Below are 18,406 nucleotides of genomic sequence, written 5' to 3'. Positions count from 1 at the left end.
CCTGAAAACATTTTTCAGGTAGCCTCTTGCGCTACAATACCGCCACCCCAATCCACAGAAAGAAAAACATGAGCATCCAATGGTTTCCCGGGCACATGCACAAAACCAAAAAAGCCCTCATCGAGCGCCTCAAAAGCACCGACATGGTGATCGAAATGCTCGACGCCCGCCTGCCCGCCTCCAGCCAAAACCCCCTGCTCGCCCAACTCTCACGCGGCAAACCCAAGCTCTACCTCCTCAACAAACAAGACCTCGCCGACCCCGAGCTCACCCAAATCTGGCTTGCCGAACTGCAAAACCGCCCCAGCACCCAAGCCATCCCCCTCGACGCCTCCGAGCGCCAAGCCGCCCAAAAAATCACCGCCGCCTGCCGCGCCCTCGTTCCCCACCGGCAAGGCATCGACCGCCCCCTGCGCGTCCTCATCTGCGGCATCCCCAACGTAGGCAAATCCACCCTCATCAACGGCATGACCGGCAAAAAATCCGCCAAAACCGGCAACGAGCCCGGCATCACCAAAACCGAGCAGCGCCTCCTCCTCGCCGACGACTTCTGGCTCTACGACACCCCCGGCATGCTCTGGCCCAAAATCATTGTCCCCCAAAGCGGCTACAACCTCGCCGCTAGCGGCGCCGTCGGCCGCAACGCCCTCGACGAAGAAGTCGTCGCCCTCGAACTGCTCGACTACCTGCGCCAACACTACCTCCCCCAACTGCAAGCGCGCTACCAGGCCAACCCCGAAGACAGCCCGCTCTGGCAAGACAGCGACTGGCTCGAATGGATCGGCCGCCGGCGCGGCGCCCTGCTCGGCGGCGGCCGCATCAACTACCAAAAAGCCGCCGAAGCCCTCCTCACCGACTTCCGCGACGGCCAAATCGGCCGCATCACCCTGGAAACCCCCGAGCAATGGCAAAACTGGCTCGCCGCCGCCCGCGAGCACGAAGCCCAGCTGCAAGCCAAACGCGCCGAACGCCAAGCCGAACGCCGCAGCAAAGCCAAATAAGCCCGCAAGCAAAAGGCTACCTGAAAAATTTTTCCATTTTCAGGTAGCCTCCAACTTTTTTATATCACCAACAACCAAACAGGCCGGATTTTGCCCCGGCCTGTTTCTTCGCTCGCGTTCAGTTTAAGCCGCCACCGGCTGGTTGCGCAGCAGGCGGATAAGTTTGGCGATTCGCACCTTCATTTCGCGGCGGTCCACAATCTGGTCGATGGCGCCTTTTTCCAGCAGGAACTCGGCACGCTGGAAGCCTTCGGGCAATTTTTCGCGCACGGTCTGCTCGATCACGCGCGGGCCGGCGAAGCCCACCAGCGCGTTCGGCTCGGCCAGCACCACGTCGCCCAAAAAGGCGAAGCTGGCAGACACGCCGCCCATGGTCGGGTCGGTGAGCACGGAGATGAAGGGCAGCCGTTTGTCGCTCAAAAGGTGCAGCACGGCGCTGGTTTTGGTCATCTGCATCAGCGAGCTCAAGCCTTCCTGCATGCGCGCCCCGCCAGAAGCGGCCACGCACACGAAAGCGCAGCCGTGTTCCGCCGCCGCGCGCACGCCGCGCACGAAGCGCTCGCCCACCACCGAGCCCATCGAGCCGCCGATGAAGCGGAATTCAAACGCGGCCACTACCACGGGCAGGCCGTCCATCTCGCCCTTCATCACCACCAATGCGTCGTTTTCGCCGGTGGCCTTGCGGGCAGCGCTAAGGCGGTCGGGGTATTTTTTGCTGTCTTTAAACTTGAGGATGTCGGTGGGCTTCACGCTCTCACCGATTTCTTCGCGGCCGTTTTCGTCTAACAGCAAATCGAGGCGCTCGCGGGCGCTGAGCGGGTTGTGGTGCCCGCATTTGGGGCAGACTTGGTGGTTGTGTTCCAAATCGGAGGCATACAGCACTTCGGCGCAGGCGGGGCATTTGCGCCACAGTCCTTCGGGCACGCCGGATTTGCCGTTGTCTTCGCGTTTGATTTTCGGGGGGAGGATTTTGTCGAGCCAACTCATGATTTACTCCATTTGCTCCTAATTTGGGTTTGGTTTGCCGCTCGGGGCAACAGCCGGGCGGGATGGTAGCCAATGGCGGCGGTTTAGGCAAGTTTTGCCCGGTGGCGGCACTTTGGCAAGCTGCTCACAGGCACACCGGCCGGTAGGCCAGGCAGGCATCCACCACTTCTTCCGCCGTCGGCGCATAATCGGCCAAGCTGCCGCTGCGGGCGTTCCAGCCTGCGGGGTAGAAAAACAGGCTGCTGCCTTCGGGGTGCGGCACGTGGCGGTCGAACTGCGCCATCAAGTCTTCCAGCAGGGCTTCATCGTCTTCCGCGGCCAGGATGCGTTCGCCCAAGCGGATCAGTTCGGTGCGGGTCATTTTCAGGCAGCCTCAAATTTTTCAGGTAGCCTCACACGGCTTCTTTCAGGCTTTTCACCAGTTTGCCCACCGCTTCGCTTTCGCGGCCGGGATTGGCTTCGATTTCTTTCACAATGCGGCTGCCGATCACCACGCCGTCGGCCACGGCGGCGATTTGCCGCGCGCTTTCGGCGTCGCTGATGCCGAAGCCCACGCAAATCGGAATCGGCACATGGCGGCGCAGCACGGCGATTTTTTCCGCCACTTCGGCGGTGTCGAGCTGGCTGGAGCCGGTTACGCCTTTGAGCGAAACGTAATACACGAAGCCGGAGGCGAGCTTGGCGATTTCGGCAATGCGCGATTCGCCGGTGGTGGGGGCGATGAGGAAGATGGTGTCGATGTGTTCGGCTTTGAGCGCCTGTTGCAGCGGGGCGATGGTTTCGATCGGGCTGTCCACGGTGAGCACGCCGTCCACGCCGGCACGGGCGGCGGCGTGGGCGAATTCGGCATAGCCCATTTTGTGGATGGGGTTCAGGTAGCCCATGAGCACCACGGGGGTGTTTTGGTTGCTTTGGCGGAAGCGGCGCACGGTTTCCAATACGTCTTTCAGGCTTACGCCGTTGGCCAGGGCGCGTTCGGCGGCGCGCTGGATGGTGGGGCCGTCGGCCATCGGGTCGGAAAAGGGCACGCCCAGCTCGATGATGTCGGCGCCGTTGGCGGCGAGGCTGTGCATCAGCTCCAGCGTGGTTTCCAGATTGGGATCGCCGGCAGTGATGTAGGTAACGAGGGCTTTACGGCCTTGCGGGTGTTGGAAGATGCGTTTCATTGTGTTCTTTCCATCTCTCGATTGTTGATTGTTTGAGGCTACCTGAAACTGCTTGAGGCTACCTGAAAAAGTGTGGCGGCTTGCGGCAAAGCCGGCAGCCGCTAAAGGCTACCTGAAAAAATATTTTTTGCAACACGGTTTACCGCCGCCTCCAATACGGCGGTTTCACCTGCCGTCCAATTTTCGCGGCTGTCGATCATCTGCCCCCAGCCGAAATCATATTTGAAGCGGAAGGACTTTTGCATGGGCAAGAATACAAAGCAAAAAATATCGGCTTCGGGCGCGAAAATCTTTTCTAAGAAAACAAAATCGGGCGAGCTTTGGAGCGCAGCGGCCAGGGCGCGGCAACGTTCGGCATCATCGCCTGCCAAATGGCAGTAAAACAGGTTTTGCATTTCGTGCTCGGTTTGTTTCGTACTGGGGGCAGGCTACCTGAAAACGTTTCATTGCAACATTAACTCACATTTAGGCAAACCAAACTACCATACTTTATATTCCACAAAACGCACGCTCATTTGCTGTATCAGAGCGTTTTGCAGTGTATCGCGTTGGGCAGTTTCTTTTGGCGTGGCATTTTCGGGCAGATTGAATGCGGGCAGCGCCCATTTTTTATCATTGAACTTCATATCTTTGCTTGAAATACCATCGGTAACAACCACGAAGCGCCGTTTTGCGAAATTCACGCAGATGCGGTATTCAATATTTTCTTTACTTAATTCCTTTTGCCGATCTTTACCATTTTTCCGCACTGACCATACCGCAACAGCAACCGAAATGACAGCGCCAACACTTCCACCAATCGTTCCAAAAACTTTCGATCCGACACCAATCAGCATAAAAGCCAGCAGGAATGTCGTCATTGCTGTCATGCAATAGGCCCGCCAGCCATGTTGTTTCCTTACCTGCTTCCGATAACCGTCAAGGTCGATAATCGGGTCGTAAACCGTCCACGAAATTTCATTTTTGCCTTGTGCCAGCTCGGTTTGAACTCGCGTTAAAGTATCTCTTGCGGTTTGGTTGAAATCCATATTTCACCCTTTAGCATGCTACCTGAAAACCAGAAAGCAGCCTGTACCTTACTCAATAATTATGCAGGCTACTTTTTACGCTAGTTCTTCAACGACTGCACCGGCGCGGGAATCCGCCCACCTCGGTTTACAAACACTTCGCAGCTCCCTTCCTTCACCGGCATTATCGGCGCGTAGCCCAAGAGCCCGCCGAAGTTCACGCTCTCGCCCACATCCTTGCCCGGCACGGGGATAATCCGCACGGCGGTGGTTTTGCTGTTAATCATGCCGATGGCGGCTTCGTCGGCGATGATGCCGGCAATGGTGGCGGCGGAGGTGTCGCCCGGCACGGCCACCATGTCCAGCCCCACGGAGCACACGGCGGTCATGGCTTCCAGTTTGTCCAGCGTCAGGATGCCGCTTTCGGCCGCCGCAATCATGCCTTCGTCTTCGGAAACGGGGATGAACGCGCCGCTCAGCCCGCCCACCGCGCTGCTGGCCATCATGCCGCCTTTTTTCACCGCGTCGTTCAACAGCGCGAGCGCGGCAGTCGTGCCGTGCGTGCCGCACACAGTCAGGCCCATCGCTTCCAAAATGCGGGCAACGGAATCGCCGACGGCGGGCGTGGGCGCGAGCGACAAATCCAAAATGCCGAACGGGATGTTCAGGCGGCGTGCTGCTTCATGCCCGATAAGCTCGCCCACACGGGTGATTTTAAAGGCAGTTTTCTTCACGATTTCGGCAATTTCGGTCAGGTTTTTGCCCGCACAATCGGCCAAGGCTGCCTGCACCACGCCGGGGCCAGACACGCCCACGTTCAGCATCACGTCGCCTTCGCCCGCGCCGTGGAACGCGCCCGCCATAAAGGGGTTGTCGTCCACCGCGTTGCAGAACACGACGATTTTGGCGCAGCCGAAGCCTTCGGGCGTGATGTCTGCCGTGCGCTTGATGGTTTCGCCCATCAGCTTCACCGCATCCATATTGATGCCGGCACGGGTGCTGCCGATATTGACCGAGCTGCACACAATATCGGTGGTTTTCATGGCTTCGGGGATGGAGCGGATGAGGATTTCGTCTGCTGGCGACAAGCCTTTCTGCGCCAGCGCAGAAAAGCCGCCGATAAACGACACGCCGATGGCTTTCGCCGCTTTATCGAGCGTTTGCGCCACGGAAACATAGCTGTCTGCGCCCGTGGCCGCCGCGATTTGGGCAATGGGCGTTACGGAAATACGCTGGTTCACAATCGGCACGCCGTATTTGGCCGACAAAAATTGTGCCGTTGCCACCAAGTCTTTGCCGACTCGGGTGATTTTGTTGTAGATATTTTGGTTGAGCGTGTCGAGGTCGGGCGAGATGCAGTCGTGCAGGTCAATGCCGATGGTGAGCGTGCGCACGTCGAAGTTTTGGTCGGCGACCATGCGGACGGTTTCGAGGATTTCGGAAAATCGGAAGGACATTTTTCAGGTAGCCTTTTACATTGCTTGACTTGGTTAAATTTTGAGTCGGACATACATATGCTCTTGTGTCCCTTCCTCATTTTTCCTCATCTGGTAATCAAATATATTTGAATATTTTTTCACCAAATCGGTAAACTTTTTACAGCCGTAAGTACGCGGATCGAAATCAACCTGCAACCGCTTCCAAGTTGCTCCAAAAGCAGTCATCGCCATCCACTCGTTGTCAACATGTTCAAAAACCTTGCGTATAGTTTCCAAAGGTAGTGACATTTCAGGCAGTTTTTCTGTGGGTTGTGCTTTTGTATTTACTGGATTGAGAGATACTTCCACCACTGCTTTTTTCATTTTCTCAACATTTGCTGTTTTTTCTACAGCTTCGGGCACTAGGTTCTCCACATAAATAAACTGGCTACATGCATTACGGAAGGCTTCTGGAGTTTGTTTTTTACCAAAGCCATAAACTGTTACACCCTGTTCCTTCAAACGAATGGCCAGCGCGGTAAAATCGCTGTCACTAGATACTAAGCAAAAACCATCAAAACGGCCTGTGTAGAGCAAATCCATCGCGTCGATAATCATAAAGCCGTCAGTTGCATTTTTACCTGTGGTATAGGCAAACTGCTGCATCGGCTTGATAGCGTGTTCGTTGATAACAGCTTTCCATTTGCCGTTATCTCCAACAAAGTTACCATAGATCCGTTTAGCCATTGCCTCGCCGAACTTAGCTGTTTCTTCCAAAATAGCATCAATGCTTTGCGCTGAGGCATTATCGGCATCAATCAACACAGCCAGTCGCGCAGATTTTTCTTCAGCCACATTAAAACTGATTTTACTTTTGGACATAAAGGCTACCTGAAAACTCAAATCCGGTGCATGGCTTGAAACAGCGCTTCGTTTTGCATACGTATATCCAGCCCCAGCCGTTTGCCGGCTTCATCGAACACGCGCAGCATATCTTCACGGCTGTCCGGGCAGCGGGCGGTGTCCATTAAGATAATCATGGTGAAATAGCCGCCCATCAGCTGCTGGCTGATATTGAGGATGTTGATTTGGTGTTCGGCCAAGAGTTTGGACACGTCAAACACGATGCCGATGCGGTCTCTGCCAATCACGGTGAGCATGGAATGGGTGTGGGACATAATCGTTTAATTCCTATCAAAAGCCGCCGGCATCCGCTGTTTGCCGGCTTTATTCATCCTGTTTGCCGCCTTCGGCCGCGGTTACCATCTGCTCGGCTTCTTCCTGCGTTACAGCGGCAAAGCCGGCGGGCAAATCGAGCGATTCCAAGGCGGTTTGGCCGGCCGGCTTGCCTGCCATTTCCACAAAAGCCTGCTGCAACCGCTCCCGCTGCTCGGCAAAATCGGGATGCAGCACCACCATATGCGTTACCGCTTCAAATTTGCCTTCCTGCAACACGCGCAGCTGCTCCAGCGTGCGCTTGCTCATGTGGGCATAAGTGTCGGCCATAAAGAAACCGGCTTGCGCGTCGCCCTTAATCAGCGCGGAAGCGGCCTGCGTGAAGGTGGGCGCTTCTTCGATTTTCAGCCCCTCTGCTTCCAGCCCGGCTTCTTTGAGCAGGCGCAGGCCGAGGCAGCGGATGTCTGGGTTCGGGCCGGTTTTGATCAGCGCGTCGGCGGGCAAATCTTCCGGTTTTTGGTATTCCGATGCCGCCGACACGGCCACCACGGCTTCGTCGAACTTGTCTTTCAAGCGCACCAGCGGCAGGTAGCCCTTGTCTTTCATCAGCGCCACGGCGTCGAAAGCGTTGGCATACAGCATGGCCATTTTGCCGGCCTCGGCCAGCTCCTGTATTTCCGCTGCCGAAGAAGGCAGCTGCAAATGAATAACCAGCTCGGTTTCCCGCTGCAAACAGCTGCTGAGCAGATACCAATTGCTGAAGTGGTCGGGCAGGTAATCCGGCGCCACCACAAAGTCTATTCCAGCTTGTTGTACCATAAACGTTTTCCTTGCTTGAAGCCGATTCATCCAGCCCTCGGAAGGCTACCTGAAAACCTATCGCATGGTTTATTGCGGCTGCCCGGCTGCGCTGAAATCTCGGCTTTTTGAGAATAGATACCGTTATTTTTGTCTTAGTTTAACTATCTTACCACCTTTGCCGCACAGAAAACACCGCCCATTAGTAGCAGGCGCGGCAAAATTTTTGCCGTATGCCAAAGCCATGGCGAAAACCGTTTGCGCCGTGCTGCTCCGCGCATAACCGGCTTTGAATTTTTGTCTTTGATTTCATAGAAGGACAGCAGGTGCTTGCAGGCTGAGTATAAACGACCATTGCCACGCAAAATCCATCCGACAAACCCGCAAAATCCTTTCAAAATGTAGAACAAGCGCAGAAATGTAGAACAAAACCGCCCCGAAAACAGGGGCGGTGGAGCACAGAAAAACAGCCTGAAACGTTTTTCGCTTCAGGCTGTTATATATCTTGGTGCCCAGGGTCGGACTCGAACCGACACACCTTGCGGCGGGGGATTTTGAGTCCGTCGCATATTTATTTATAAACAAACGTTTGACGTAAGTTTAAATCTACACAAGGCAGAAAATAGAGTTATAAATATGATTGATTTCAATGGAAAATATAAAATAATGTAGAACAGAGCTAGAAGCAGGAAACTGGCTCGCACAATTAAGCCGAATTTTGATTATTCGTGAATAAATCTGCGTAAATTTTAAGCACGCATTTTTTAGCCAAAACCCAAGGCAGAGCTAGGTTTTGCCAAAGTAGAAGTGTTGCATAAAAAATACTCATTTTTTAAAGGCCGGGCAGGCGGGAGGGGAGCGCACGGGCGAAGCCTGCAGGGTGGTAAAAATAAAAAAATCAGCTCCGAAAAAATCGGAGCTGATTTTGTGGAAGCGGGCGGGGTGTCAGGCTGCCTGCGGCTCTATCTCGTAGGGTGCGAACCTAAACACCTCCAGCCCTAGCCGCTCGTTGATGTCGATAAACGTTTGCTGCAGCGGTGTCACCTCGTTGCGGGCAAACACCTTGGCCGCCGTCATCGCATCGCCCAGCCCGCCGGTTGCCTTGGGCACGATACCCATCAGCGACGGCGGCACGCGGTGGATAGCCAGCATATCCTCGGCGCTCACGGATTTAATATTTAAAAACTCATCCTTCGCCGCGATCTCCGCAATCGGAATCAGCTTGATGCCATCTGGATTGCCGCCGGGCGCACGCAGCACCACGTTTTTAAAATTGCCTGCGCCCTTGGCATTGCGGAGCTGCTGCTTAACTGTATCCCAGCCCTCATCATCAATTTTGGTATCCGTCGCATACAGGATAAACCCAGCGTGCGAGCCGTTTTTGTAGTAGCGCACCCTGAATCTCGTCGCGCTCTCGTTGAGGTCGATAGAGTTGAGCGCCGCCAGGTAGTACGGCATCCCATACACCTCCTGCTTAAGGTTGGGCTGCATGATGTGTACGATTTGCTTGCCGCTGATTTTTTCGTAGTCCACGCCGAAATCGTCATTACGCAAATAGATAAAATCTTTGAGATTCGATGCGCGGCGCATATACAGCGCCAGCCTGCTCTGCATCCCCAGCACCTCGCCGAAGCGGTTGCGCTGCATCTCCAAGTAGCCGTTGCCCAGCACCAAATAATTAAACGCCAGCTTTTCAAACTCCGCCCGCGATAAATACTTGGTCGGCTCAAACGTTACCTTGAGGATATTGATTTTGGCTTGAATGGCCGAGGCATGATGCACCCCCTGCTCCAGCAGGCGCACCACATCAAACCAGCTCACCGGCGTCTCGTAGTACACCCCGTTATTCAGGCAGCCTAAAAAATCAAACAACCCGTGTTCGCCGGGCAAATCCTCAAAACTAAACACCTCAACATCCATTTTGCTCATTGCTTGCTCCATTTAAAAAATCTCCACTTCGCCGCCGCCGGTCGCCAGCGATCCGTCCAACGGCTCCTGATAAAACACCTGCAGCGCCGCCCAAGCCACATCCGAATGGCTCAACTCATTGGAGCGGCCGCTGGCATAAGTCACATGCTTGCCGCTGGCCGTCGCCACCGTGCGGATGCTCAAAAACGCCGCCGTAACATCCTTGTAATCCAGCTCCCACTCCACGCGCCGGTCGCGCAGCAGCGAGTGCATCTTATTAACCATCAAATACTTTTCTTGCAGCGAGTATTGCACCCCGACCACCGGCGGGAAAAAGCCCTGCACCAGTTGCAGCACCGCCGCCCCCAGCCCCGTCTTGTCCACCACAATCTTTTGCACGTTGTAGCGCTCGGTGGTTTTTTTAATAAACGCCGCCTGCTCCTCGAAATTATTGCCGCGCAACATGTGCCGCTCAATGATCCTAAATTTGTCGCTGGCAAAGCGCGGCGGCAATACCACCACCAGCGCTGCCGCATCGCCTGAATCGGTCGGGTCGTAACCAATCCACACCGGCAGCATCCCCACCGGCCGCGCCGCAAACGGCTTATAAAAATCACGCCACTCATCCCACGAATCCACCGCACAACGCTGCAGCAGCTCAAAACCAAACACATTGCTGCCGTCCTCGGTAAATTCGCACAAAAAGAGCTGGCGGAACTCTTCGGGCGAGTTTTCCAGCAGTAGTTGCTGGCGGTCGAACAGGGTGCAGCCGCCCGCCTCGGCATCGTCCAAGGTCACGATTTGGCGATACTGTCCATCCTCGCAGGCGCGCCCCGCCGCCAGTGCTGCGTGCGACACATCTAGCTTAATCTGCTCTGCTTCCGGTCGGCCGCGATTAAACCGCTCGCCCGTCCAAAACGGATAAGCCGCATGCGCCGTGCTAGACGGCGTAGAGAAATAAGTAATGCGGTATTGCTTTTGTGCCGCCATCGGCTTCGCCAGCCTCGTCAGCTCCTCAAAGTCCGGTATCCAAAAATACTCGTCCACATACAAATCACCATGCCGCCCCTGTGCGGTGCGGCTGTTGGTGCCCAAAAAATGCAGCTCGGCCCCATTCTGCAGCAGAATCACATCCCCTTTGAGCTCCACATCCACCATCTGCGCTAGGCTGATCATGTATTGCTTAAAGATAAACGCCTGCGCCCGCGAGGCCGACAGGAAAATCTTGTTTTTGCCCGATACCAGCGCATCAATCAGCGCCTCACGGGCAAAGAAAAAGGTCGCCCCGATTTGGCGGCTTTTAAGCAGGTTGCGGAAACGCGCCTTGTTCAGCCACCAGGCGCGCTGATAGGCAAACTGCTGTTCGCGGAAAATCTCCTGCACACGCAGCATTTGCTCCGCAGTAAACACATTCGGCTCTTGCTTCCGATTGCTCGGCACCCGCTCCCGCTTTTCGCGCGGCGGCTGCGGCGGATTGTCGATGGTCGGGATTGGATGCCCGTGATCCACCACCATGCGCAGCCCCTTTTTCTTCGGCGGCTCGGCCGCCTTCGGCGCATCCGGCAACACCTCGCCCAGCCCGGCCACTTCCGGCGGCGCCTCTTTGCGCGCCTGCCCGCCCATCAATCCAAAGAGCTGCTTAATCTCCTTGTAATCCGCATCCGATTTTTTCGGCCTGCTGATGAGCTGGTGCAGCCGCATTTCCGCGCTGGCCGCCACCCGCTGGATCGGCGTGCCGCCGTCCCAGTTATCGCGGTTTTTCCAACTGTAAACGGCCGGCGGCTTGAGCCCGAGCAGGCGGGCAATGTCGGAGATACGCCAGCCCTGCCAATACAGCAGCCGCGCCTGAATGCGCGGGTCGAGGTTGCTGGCAATCGCTGCCGGCGGCAGCGGCGGGGTGTGTTTGCTCATGTTTGCAGGTGCGTAATCAAATAAAGCCAACAATCGCCCGTTTTGCGACTGCTGGCATCATCCCGTATTTGTAAAAAATCCCCCAAAAACAACAGCGGATAGACCACGCCACCCGCTGCCGCCAAACTATCCGCATCTTATTACGCGCCAACCCGCCCCACACCCAAGACAGCGAGAGCAATCCCATGCCCGATAACAAAGCCACCACCGACTGGCGCATTGTCGGCGTATCCGGCGACACCATCGACGGCCGCCTCATCAACGCCCAAGAGTTACAGGAGATGGCCGAGCAGTACGACCCCGAAATCTACGGCGCCCGCATCAACTTGGAGCACGTCAATTTCCTGCTGCCCGATTACGCCGGCGGCTATGGCGACGTACTCGAGCTCAAAACCGCCCCCTGGTTTAAAGACGAGAGTAAAACCGCCCTGCTCGCCAAGCTCGCCATCATGCCCGCCCTGCAAAAACTGTGGGACGAGGGCAAAAAAATCTATACCAGCATGGAGATCGTGCGCCCCTTTGCCGACACCGGCAAAGCCTACCTCGCCGGCCTCGCCATCACCGACACCCCCGCCAGCCTCGGCACCACCGCCAACTTTTCCCGCGCCGCCGAACAGGCCGGCAGCCAAAAAACCGTTTTTTCCGCCTACCGCCTACTCGAGGAAACCGTCATGCCGCAAACCCCGAACCCAGCACCCGCCCAAACCGCCGACCAACCGCTCACCGAAGCCGGCGCCGAAAGCCTGTTTGCCCGCCTGCTCACCAAATTCACCGCCGCCCACAAACCCGAGCAGCCGGAAACCCCGCCCGCCGCGCCCGCCGTAGAACAGCAGCAAGACTACAGCCAAGCCATTGCCGAGCTGCGCCAGGAATACCAAGCCGCCGGCGAACTGGTGCAGAAGCTGCTCGACAAACAGGAGGCCGACGCCAAAGCCTACAACGAGCTGGCCGCCAACCACGAAAAACTGCGCCAAGAATTTGACAACCTGAAACAGCGTCTCGAAACCGAAACCGCCGCCGGCGAGCGCCAAGAGCACACCGGCAGCGGCGACCCCACCCCCACCGTCAGCTGGTAACAGCAGGCTACCTGAAACGCCACACCTAAACCGCCATATCACATCAAACGAAAGCCAAAACCATGCGCAAAACCCAATTAAGCCTTGCCATCAGCGGCCTGTTTAGCGCCGTCGCCGCCGCCAACCACATCGCCCCCGAAGAAGTCGGCAAAGACTTTGCCGTCGACCCCGCCGCCGTGCAGAAGATGTACGACGAAATAGCCCTCTCCAGCGAGCTCTTGCAAAAAATCAACATCCTCGGCAAAACCGAAAAAATCGGCGAAATCATCGGCCTCTCCAGTGGCCTCATTGGCTCCAACACCGACACCGCCGCCAACAATAAAACCCGAACCCCGCGCAGCATCCACAGCTTGAGCAGCCGCAAATACCTGCTGGAAAAAACCAATTTCGACGTGGCTTTGCGCTACGACGAAATCGACGGCTGGGCTGCCGTTGCCAAAGATTTCCCCGCCCGCATCAACAAAAAAATCGCCGAATCCATCGCCATCAGCCTGATTACCATCGGCGTGAACGGCAAGAAACGTGTCAAAGACAGCGACTTTAGCTCTAATCCGCTGCTGCAAGACGTGGCCAAAGGCTGGCTACAAAAAATGCGCGAAGAAAACCAAACCCGCGTCATGGGCTGGCAGTCCGGCCAAATCGGCACCACCAAGCAGGCGGTCAAATACGGCCCCGGCGCGCCCGACTACAAAAACCTCGACGCCGTCGTCACCGACGTGCTCAACGAGATGATGGACGAGCGCTTCGCCGACCGCACCGACTTCGTCGTGCTCGCCAGCCGCCGCACCGTGGGCGACAAATACCTGCGCATCGTCAATGCCAGCGGCGACAAAGCCACCGAAATCGAGGCCGGCGGCCGCCTGAACGAAAAACGCACCCTCGGCGGTCTGCCCGTGATGTATGTGCCCAACTTCCCCGCCGACGTCATCTTGATTACGCCGCTGCAAAACCTCTCCATCTACTACCAGACCGGAGGCGAGCGCCGCCACATCAAAGACGCCCCCGAACGCGACCAAATCGAGAGCTACCAGTCCAAAAACATCGACTACATCGTCGAAGAGTACGGCGCCGCCGTGCTGGTGGAAAACCTCGAATACGCCGCCTAACCACCCCGCCAGCCGGCTGCCTCTTTCGGCAGCCGGCCGTTTACCGAACACATAAGGGATACACCATGACCAGCCCCGCCCGCCGCCATTTTTTGCAGGAGACCGCCCGCCTGGCCGCCGAAGCCGGCGGCGACATCCCTCTCGCCGAATTGAGCGTTTACCAGCAACTGCTCAAACAACTGTATCAAGACAAAACCACACTCAAAGCCATCAACAGCAACACCGACAAAGCCAAGGCCAAAGCCGACATGCTGCCCGCCTACGCCGAATGGATTGCCGGCGTGCTGCAGGGCGAGCAAGCCCAGGCCGACGACAAAATCACGCCAACCGTGCTGATTTGGATGATTGACTGCGGCCTCTTGGATGAGGCCATGCCGCTCGCCGCCTTTGCCCTCGAGCACAAGCTGCCCACTGCCGACGAGTTTCAGCGCGAAATGCCGGATTTGTTGTTGGAGGAGTACGCCGACCAGCTTGCCGCCGGCCACGCCCTCACCGGCGACCACCTGAAAACCCTAGTCGGATGGGCTACCGCCAAAGGCGAAGACGGCCTGCACCAATACAACATCAACGACAACATCCGCGCCAAGCTGCTCAAAGCCGCCGGCGAATGGGCCGAAGAGCAGCAGATGCCAGACTACGCCTGCAGCCTCTACGAAACCGCGCTCACCTACAACGACCGCGTCGGCGTCAAAACCCGCATCGCCGCCTTAAGCAAAGGCAGCTAACCCTCTCCCCCGCCGTATGGGGCGCGGCGGCCAGTCTGCCGGATTTCCCTCTTTCCTTTGCCGCCAGCCTGCGCCGCCGCTGCCGCCATACCCCAACACCGAAACCGAGCCGCGCCATGTCCGAACTCACCTTTCCCACCGCGCCCACCAACGCGCAGCCGCCCAAGCTGAAAAGCATCAGCTCGGGCAGCTTTTGGCCGGAAATCGACCTCGACCACCTGCGCGCCGCCGCCCGCATCGACACCACCGTCACCGCCGAGCGCCTGCACCACACCGCCATCGAGGCCGTGGCCTACGTCAATGCCCAGTTGGCCGAGCTGCTGCCGCTGCGCTCCCGGCTCGCCCGCGCCGACGACCTCACCATCAACGGCGAGAGCATCCGCATCCACCGCTACCGCCGCGCGGTGTACTGCTACACCAAAGCCCTGCTGCTCGAGGCTTATGCCGACTACGACGCCACCGGCAAAACCGCCGAACGCGCCGCCGCCAAGCAGGAACAGGCCGAAGACTACCGCCGCGAGGGGCATCACGCCATCGCCTGGCTGCTCGGCCGCCGCCGCATCGACAGCGAACTGATTTAAGGCTACCTGAAAGAGGCTACCTGAAAATGCGCCCCGCCAACCTACCCGCCGACACCGTCATCAGCGCTGAAGGCGACACCGTCAGCGCCATCGCCTACCGCCTCTACGGCAGCAGCCGCAACCGCGTGGAAGAGATTTTGGAGCGCAACCCCGGCCTATGCCGCTATCCCGCGCTGCTGCCAGCCGGCATCGCCATCAGCCTGCCCACCCAACAAAACAACAACGGGCCGGCCGTGATTAAAACCGTCAATTTGTGGGACTAAACCAATCATGACTCCAACCCCTGCATCCGACAAACACACCGCCCTAGTCAATACCGCCGTCATCGTACTCGGCAGCTACCACCTGCCCATCTCCATCGCCTTCGGCGCGCTGGTCGGCTCCAGCCTGTTTATCCTAAGCCGTCGCGGCCACGGCCCGGTTTATAAAGCCTGGCTGTTCGCGCTCTCCTACTTTTCCGGCGTGTTCGGCGGCGAAGACGCGGCCGCCATCATCAATTGGCTGCTGCCCGAGCGTGGTCTGCTGCAGGTCAATGAGTTCACCGGCGCCGTGCTCGCCTCTGCCTTTTCCGTCGCCCTGATCCAATACGCCTACTCAATCATCGACCGCCGCAAACGAGAGGAGACAGATTTATGATCACCCCCCTGCAATACGGCATCATCGGCGCCCTTGCCGCCGCCTCGGCCATCAGCGTGATGTTTTTTGACAAACGCGGCAAAACGCACAAACCGCTGGCCTCCGTCATCGCCTACCTGATTTTTCTGCAAATGGCCGCGCTGGCCGGCGCCGCCTATCTGCGCGCCGACCGCCTCATCGTGTGGCTGCTCATCCTCGGCCTCGCGCTCTACACCGGCAGCATCCTTATGGCGCGCGGCAACGTCACCAAAATCCAACCGCCATCCAATAGGAGTAAACCATCATGACCCTGCTTAAACACGGCAGCAAAGGTGAAGCCGTCGCCGTCTTGCAACGCGCCCTCATTGCCGCCGGCCACCCCCTCGCCGCCGACGGCGACTTCGGCGACAAAACCGAAGCCGCCCTCACCGCCTACCAGCAGCAGCGCGGCCTCGTCGCCGACGGCATTTGCGGGCCCGCCACCCAAGCCGCCATCGCCCACGCTCCCACTAAAGGCTACCTGAAAGAGGCCGACATCCGTTATGCCGCCGAGCTGCTGCAGGTCGATCCCGCTGCCGTCAAGGCCGTGGTGCAGGTGGAGAGCGCCGGTACAGGCTACCTGAAAGACGGCCGCGTCAAAATCCTGTTCGAGCGCCACATTTTTTATAAAGAGCTGGTCAAAGCCAAAGGCAAGGCTTTTGCCGAGCGCATGGCCGCCGAAGCCCCGCACGTCTGCCACCCGCAGCCGGGCGGCTATCGCGGCGGTGTGGCCGAATATCCGCGCCTTGCCCGCGCCATGAGCATCGACAAACCCGCCGGCATGGCCGCTGCCTCGTGGGGCTTGTTCCAAATCATGGGCTTTAACCACGATGCTGCCGGCTTCGACAGCGTGGATGAGTTCGTGGACGCCATGAAGGAGGGCGAAGGGCAGCAGCTCCGAGCCTTTGCCAACTTTATCCGAGCCAACAAAACCATGCACACCGCCCTGCAGAAAAAAGATTGGGCCAAATTCGCCAGCCTCTACAACGGCCCCGCCTACAAACGCCACAACTACGACAGCAAGCTCGCCAACGCCTACGCACGCTACGCCGCCCAAGCTGCGCCTGCTGAAAAATAAACCGAACTCTTTCCGTTTTGGAAATAGTTCACTTTGAACTGGTGCATTTTTTGCACCAGTTCAGGCTACCTGAAAACCGAAACCATGCTCCCCGTCAAATTAAACCTCCCCCTCATCCTCGCCGCGCTGCTTGCCGCCTCGGGCATTGCCCAAACCGTGCAGCACTACCGCCTCAAGTCGGTGCAGACCCAGCTCGCCTCCGCCAAAACCGACCTCGAAACCAGTCGCAGCGAGCTCCAGCAGGCCAATGAGCGCGCCGCTGCGCTGGCCGCTGCCAACCAACAAATGCAGCAGCAGCTCACCGCCGCCCAGGCCGAAGCCGCCGCCCGCCGCGACGCCCTCGCCCAGGCGCTGCAGGCTAATGCCGCCTGGCGCGACGCCGAGCTGCCCGCCGCCGTTAAGGAGCAATTAAAAAAATGACCGACCCCGTCCAAATCACCCCGCATTTTTCACTTGCCGAGCTCACCCGCAGCAGCGTCGCTACCGCCCACGGCCTCGACAACACCCCCAATGAAGAACAGCTAGAGAACATCAAAGCCACCGCCGCGCGCTTGGAAAAAATCCGCGCGTGCTTAGGCCAAAAATACCAGCGCAGCGTTGCCATCCGCATCACCTCCTGCTTCCGCAGCCCGGCGGTCAATCGCGCCGCCGGCGGCTCGCCCACCTCCGCCCACCTGCACGGCTCCGCCGCCGACATCCGCGCCGGCGGCCTCACCAGCCGCCAACTGGCTGAAGACATCGTGCAGATGCGCGACGAGGGGCTGATTACTTTTGACCAATTGATTTTGGAGTTTCCCGATACTCCCGGCATCCGCTCTTGGGTGCATTTCGGCTGCCGCCACCGCAGCGCCGAGCGCAACCAGGTCAAAACCTCGGTCAAGCGCCGCATTGGCGGCAAACTGCAAACCGTCTATTTGGAGGGATTAGAGCCATGAGCCACACCCAAGCCGTGATTGCCGCCACGCTGCTGCTGGCCGCCTGCACCCCGAAAACCGTCGTCCGTTATCTGCCGCCGAGCTGCCCCGCCGTGCCCGAGTGCACCCGTGCACCCGTCAGCCTCACCACCAACGGCGATCTCGCCCAAGCCTACCTGCAGCGCGACGCCGAGCTGGCGCAGTGCAAAATCGCCCGCGATACCCTGCAGCAATGCCTCACCGCCACGTCGAAACCATGAGCCGCCAAATCGATAAAGCCTGCGAAATAGAGGAAATGCACCGACGCATCGCCATCGAAGAGCAGGCGCGAAAAAGCCAGGCCGCCGCAGCCGTCTCCGCCTACGAATGCGAAGAGTGCGGCGAGCCCATCCCCGAAGCCCGCCGCCAAGCCGTCATCGGCTGCCGCTGCTGCATCGACTGCCAAGAAGAGATCGAACACTATGGAAAAACCCGCTTCGCTCCGCGCCGCGATTGAAAAAAGCCTGCCTGAAATCGGGCAGTCTCCGGAAAAATTTGCCATGTTTGTCGGCAACGGCCGCATCCGCGCCTACAAAGCCACCCTGTCGCATACCGTCGAATTTACCCTGTCCGTGCTCATCACCGACTTTACGGGCAACCTCAACGTGCTGCACACCACCGTCGTCCATTGGCTGCAAACCAACCAGCCCGACATCCTCGGCCCCGGCGATACCGATCCAGCCGCCTACAGCTTCGAAGCCGACATCCTCGCCAACGACCGCTACGACATCCTCATCGAGCTCAAACTGTCCGAGCGCACCCGCGCCCTGGTGGACGACCAAGGCAGCGTCCAAATCGACCACCCGGGCGAGCCGCAGCATAAACAAGACCTCACTGGCATCCTCGGCCTCGGCGGTTAAG

Annotated in this window: 25 protein-coding genes and 1 tRNA gene; 14 read left to right on the top strand and 12 right to left on the bottom strand. The window is 58.1% G+C overall.

Features of this window, described 5'->3' with window-relative positions; all coding sequences use genetic code 11:
- Window positions 1-68: 68 nt before the first annotated feature.
- Window positions 69-1,001 (top strand): ribosome biogenesis GTPase YlqF, encoded by a 933-nt coding sequence (gene ylqF, locus LG371_RS11165; protein WP_225748536.1) that lies wholly within the window; start codon window positions 69-71, stop codon window positions 999-1,001.
- Window positions 1,002-1,124: 123 nt separating this feature from the next.
- On the opposite strand, the gene accD is transcribed toward ylqF, so the two are convergent.
- The 12 genes from accD to LG371_RS11105 form a co-directional block, all read right to left on the bottom strand.
- Window positions 1,125-1,988, bottom strand: a complete 864-nt coding sequence (accD, locus tag LG371_RS11160; protein ID WP_067591520.1) for an acetyl-CoA carboxylase, carboxyltransferase subunit beta — start codon at window positions 1,986-1,988, stop codon at window positions 1,125-1,127.
- Window positions 1,989-2,112: 124 nt separating this feature from the next.
- The gene (locus LG371_RS11155; protein WP_067591517.1) at window positions 2,113-2,349 is read right to left on the bottom strand and encodes a colicin immunity protein; all 237 of its coding nucleotides are present in this window, start codon (window positions 2,347-2,349) and stop codon (window positions 2,113-2,115) included.
- A 31-nt stretch (window positions 2,350-2,380) separates the two neighbouring features.
- Window positions 2,381-3,154 (bottom strand): tryptophan synthase subunit alpha, encoded by a 774-nt coding sequence (trpA, locus tag LG371_RS11150; RefSeq protein ID WP_067591514.1) that lies wholly within the window; start codon window positions 3,152-3,154, stop codon window positions 2,381-2,383.
- A 101-nt stretch (window positions 3,155-3,255) separates the two neighbouring features.
- On the bottom strand, window positions 3,256-3,549 hold the full coding sequence (locus LG371_RS11145) for a zinc ABC transporter ATP-binding protein (protein WP_067591511.1): 294 nt from the start codon (window positions 3,547-3,549) through the stop codon (window positions 3,256-3,258).
- 84 nt (window positions 3,550-3,633) lie between these two features.
- The gene (locus LG371_RS11140; protein WP_225748535.1) at window positions 3,634-4,182 is read right to left on the bottom strand and encodes a hypothetical protein; all 549 of its coding nucleotides are present in this window, start codon (window positions 4,180-4,182) and stop codon (window positions 3,634-3,636) included.
- Between the two features lie 80 nt (window positions 4,183-4,262).
- Window positions 4,263-5,618: a PFL family protein gene (locus tag LG371_RS11135; protein ID WP_067591508.1), complete on the bottom strand. Its 1,356-nt coding sequence runs from the start codon at window positions 5,616-5,618 to the stop codon at window positions 4,263-4,265.
- Window positions 5,619-5,651: 33 nt separating this feature from the next.
- Entirely contained in the window at window positions 5,652-6,461 is an 810-nt protein-coding gene (locus LG371_RS11130; RefSeq protein WP_067591505.1) for an NYN domain-containing protein, read from the bottom strand.
- A 17-nt stretch (window positions 6,462-6,478) separates the two neighbouring features.
- Window positions 6,479-6,757, bottom strand: coding sequence for an ACT domain-containing protein (locus LG371_RS11125; protein ID WP_225748534.1), 279 nt, complete (start codon window positions 6,755-6,757; stop codon window positions 6,479-6,481).
- Between the two features lie 49 nt (window positions 6,758-6,806).
- Window positions 6,807-7,574: a PhnD/SsuA/transferrin family substrate-binding protein gene (locus tag LG371_RS11120; RefSeq protein ID WP_225748533.1), complete on the bottom strand. Its 768-nt coding sequence runs from the start codon at window positions 7,572-7,574 to the stop codon at window positions 6,807-6,809.
- Between the two features lie 485 nt (window positions 7,575-8,059).
- A tRNA-Leu gene (locus tag LG371_RS11115) sits at window positions 8,060-8,136 on the bottom strand.
- Window positions 8,137-8,498: 362 nt separating this feature from the next.
- Entirely contained in the window at window positions 8,499-9,482 is a 984-nt protein-coding gene (locus LG371_RS11110) for a phage portal protein (protein ID WP_225748532.1), read from the bottom strand.
- A gap of 12 nt (window positions 9,483-9,494) precedes the next feature.
- Window positions 9,495-11,372, bottom strand: coding sequence for a terminase large subunit domain-containing protein (locus tag LG371_RS11105; protein ID WP_225748531.1), 1,878 nt, complete (start codon window positions 11,370-11,372; stop codon window positions 9,495-9,497).
- Window positions 11,373-11,557: 185 nt separating this feature from the next.
- Here LG371_RS11105 and LG371_RS11100 point away from each other — a divergent pair, with 185 nt between their 5' ends.
- The 13 genes from LG371_RS11100 (at window position 11,558) to LG371_RS11040 (ending at window position 18,405) form a co-directional block, all read left to right on the top strand.
- Window positions 11,558-12,448, top strand: a complete 891-nt coding sequence (locus tag LG371_RS11100; RefSeq protein ID WP_225748530.1) for a GPO family capsid scaffolding protein — start codon at window positions 11,558-11,560, stop codon at window positions 12,446-12,448.
- Window positions 12,449-12,510: 62 nt separating this feature from the next.
- Window positions 12,511-13,554, top strand: coding sequence for a phage major capsid protein, P2 family (locus tag LG371_RS11095; protein ID WP_225748529.1), 1,044 nt, complete (start codon window positions 12,511-12,513; stop codon window positions 13,552-13,554).
- Window positions 13,555-13,619: 65 nt separating this feature from the next.
- Window positions 13,620-14,279 carry a phage terminase small subunit gene (gene gpM / locus LG371_RS11090; protein WP_225748528.1) on the top strand — a complete coding sequence of 220 codons (660 nt, stop codon included), beginning with the start codon at window positions 13,620-13,622 and terminating at the stop codon, window positions 14,277-14,279.
- A 116-nt stretch (window positions 14,280-14,395) separates the two neighbouring features.
- Complete coding sequence (locus LG371_RS11085; RefSeq protein WP_225748527.1) at window positions 14,396-14,860, top strand: head completion/stabilization protein; 465 nt, start codon at window positions 14,396-14,398, stop codon at window positions 14,858-14,860.
- Between the two features lie 26 nt (window positions 14,861-14,886).
- Complete coding sequence (locus tag LG371_RS11080; protein ID WP_225748526.1) at window positions 14,887-15,123, top strand: tail protein X; 237 nt, start codon at window positions 14,887-14,889, stop codon at window positions 15,121-15,123.
- A gap of 7 nt (window positions 15,124-15,130) precedes the next feature.
- The gene (locus tag LG371_RS11075; protein ID WP_225748525.1) at window positions 15,131-15,496 is read left to right on the top strand and encodes a putative holin; all 366 of its coding nucleotides are present in this window, start codon (window positions 15,131-15,133) and stop codon (window positions 15,494-15,496) included.
- The gene (locus LG371_RS11070) at window positions 15,493-15,783 is read left to right on the top strand and encodes a phage holin family protein (RefSeq protein WP_225748524.1); all 291 of its coding nucleotides are present in this window, start codon (window positions 15,493-15,495) and stop codon (window positions 15,781-15,783) included. The genes LG371_RS11075 and LG371_RS11070 overlap by 4 nt, the downstream gene beginning before the upstream one ends.
- Window positions 15,780-16,592 (top strand): N-acetylmuramidase family protein, encoded by an 813-nt coding sequence (locus LG371_RS11065; RefSeq protein ID WP_225748523.1) that lies wholly within the window; start codon window positions 15,780-15,782, stop codon window positions 16,590-16,592. The genes LG371_RS11070 and LG371_RS11065 overlap by 4 nt, the downstream gene beginning before the upstream one ends.
- 84 nt (window positions 16,593-16,676) lie before the next feature.
- Entirely contained in the window at window positions 16,677-17,012 is a 336-nt protein-coding gene (locus LG371_RS11060; protein WP_225748522.1) for a hypothetical protein, read from the top strand.
- Window positions 17,009-17,527, top strand: coding sequence for a D-Ala-D-Ala carboxypeptidase family metallohydrolase (locus LG371_RS11055; RefSeq protein ID WP_225748521.1), 519 nt, complete (start codon window positions 17,009-17,011; stop codon window positions 17,525-17,527). Before LG371_RS11060 ends, LG371_RS11055 begins: the two co-directional genes overlap by 4 nt.
- Window positions 17,524-17,766: an Rz1-like lysis system protein LysC gene (gene lysC, locus LG371_RS11050; protein WP_225748520.1), complete on the top strand. Its 243-nt coding sequence runs from the start codon at window positions 17,524-17,526 to the stop codon at window positions 17,764-17,766. The genes LG371_RS11055 and lysC overlap by 4 nt, the downstream gene beginning before the upstream one ends.
- Window positions 17,763-18,002, top strand: coding sequence for a TraR/DksA C4-type zinc finger protein (locus LG371_RS11045; RefSeq protein WP_225748519.1), 240 nt, complete (start codon window positions 17,763-17,765; stop codon window positions 18,000-18,002). The genes lysC and LG371_RS11045 overlap by 4 nt, the downstream gene beginning before the upstream one ends.
- Window positions 17,968-18,405, top strand: coding sequence for a phage tail protein (locus tag LG371_RS11040; protein WP_225748518.1), 438 nt, complete (start codon window positions 17,968-17,970; stop codon window positions 18,403-18,405). Before LG371_RS11045 ends, LG371_RS11040 begins: the two co-directional genes overlap by 35 nt.
- Window position 18,406 lies beyond the last annotated feature (1 nt).

This window comes from Eikenella sp. Marseille-P7795, from assembly GCF_916618725.1.
GTDB lineage: Bacteria > Pseudomonadota > Gammaproteobacteria > Burkholderiales > Neisseriaceae > Eikenella > Eikenella longinqua.
This window is presented reverse-complemented; position numbering and strand designations above follow the sequence as displayed.

Coding starts and splice junctions, on each gene's coding strand:
- LG371_RS11055 (WP_225748521.1), top strand. CDS start 17,009: ATGACCGACCCCGTCCAAATCACCCCGCATTTTTCACTTGCCGAGCTC.
- LG371_RS11095 (WP_225748529.1), top strand. CDS start 12,511: ATGCGCAAAACCCAATTAAGCCTTGCCATCAGCGGCCTGTTTAGCGCC.
- LG371_RS11100 (WP_225748530.1), top strand. CDS start 11,558: ATGCCCGATAACAAAGCCACCACCGACTGGCGCATTGTCGGCGTATCC.
- trpA (WP_067591514.1), bottom strand. CDS start 3,154: ATGAAACGCATCTTCCAACACCCGCAAGGCCGTAAAGCCCTCGTTACC.
- LG371_RS11040 (WP_225748518.1), top strand. CDS start 17,968: ATGGAAAAACCCGCTTCGCTCCGCGCCGCGATTGAAAAAAGCCTGCCT.
- accD (WP_067591520.1), bottom strand. CDS start 1,988: ATGAGTTGGCTCGACAAAATCCTCCCCCCGAAAATCAAACGCGAAGAC.
- LG371_RS11105 (WP_225748531.1), bottom strand. CDS start 11,372: ATGAGCAAACACACCCCGCCGCTGCCGCCGGCAGCGATTGCCAGCAAC.
- LG371_RS11065 (WP_225748523.1), top strand. CDS start 15,780: ATGACCCTGCTTAAACACGGCAGCAAAGGTGAAGCCGTCGCCGTCTTG.
- LG371_RS11070 (WP_225748524.1), top strand. CDS start 15,493: ATGATCACCCCCCTGCAATACGGCATCATCGGCGCCCTTGCCGCCGCC.
- LG371_RS11045 (WP_225748519.1), top strand. CDS start 17,763: ATGAGCCGCCAAATCGATAAAGCCTGCGAAATAGAGGAAATGCACCGA.
- LG371_RS11155 (WP_067591517.1), bottom strand. CDS start 2,349: ATGACCCGCACCGAACTGATCCGCTTGGGCGAACGCATCCTGGCCGCG.
- LG371_RS11060 (WP_225748522.1), top strand. CDS start 16,677: ATGCTCCCCGTCAAATTAAACCTCCCCCTCATCCTCGCCGCGCTGCTT.
- LG371_RS11140 (WP_225748535.1), bottom strand. CDS start 4,182: ATGGATTTCAACCAAACCGCAAGAGATACTTTAACGCGAGTTCAAACC.
- LG371_RS11135 (WP_067591508.1), bottom strand. CDS start 5,618: ATGTCCTTCCGATTTTCCGAAATCCTCGAAACCGTCCGCATGGTCGCC.
- LG371_RS11145 (WP_067591511.1), bottom strand. CDS start 3,549: ATGCAAAACCTGTTTTACTGCCATTTGGCAGGCGATGATGCCGAACGT.
- LG371_RS11125 (WP_225748534.1), bottom strand. CDS start 6,757: ATGTCCCACACCCATTCCATGCTCACCGTGATTGGCAGAGACCGCATC.
- LG371_RS11085 (WP_225748527.1), top strand. CDS start 14,396: ATGTCCGAACTCACCTTTCCCACCGCGCCCACCAACGCGCAGCCGCCC.
- LG371_RS11080 (WP_225748526.1), top strand. CDS start 14,887: ATGCGCCCCGCCAACCTACCCGCCGACACCGTCATCAGCGCTGAAGGC.
- LG371_RS11130 (WP_067591505.1), bottom strand. CDS start 6,461: ATGTCCAAAAGTAAAATCAGTTTTAATGTGGCTGAAGAAAAATCTGCG.
- lysC (WP_225748520.1), top strand. CDS start 17,524: ATGAGCCACACCCAAGCCGTGATTGCCGCCACGCTGCTGCTGGCCGCC.
- LG371_RS11110 (WP_225748532.1), bottom strand. CDS start 9,482: ATGAGCAAAATGGATGTTGAGGTGTTTAGTTTTGAGGATTTGCCCGGC.
- gpM (WP_225748528.1), top strand. CDS start 13,620: ATGACCAGCCCCGCCCGCCGCCATTTTTTGCAGGAGACCGCCCGCCTG.
- ylqF (WP_225748536.1), top strand. CDS start 69: ATGAGCATCCAATGGTTTCCCGGGCACATGCACAAAACCAAAAAAGCC.
- LG371_RS11120 (WP_225748533.1), bottom strand. CDS start 7,574: ATGGTACAACAAGCTGGAATAGACTTTGTGGTGGCGCCGGATTACCTG.
- LG371_RS11075 (WP_225748525.1), top strand. CDS start 15,131: ATGACTCCAACCCCTGCATCCGACAAACACACCGCCCTAGTCAATACC.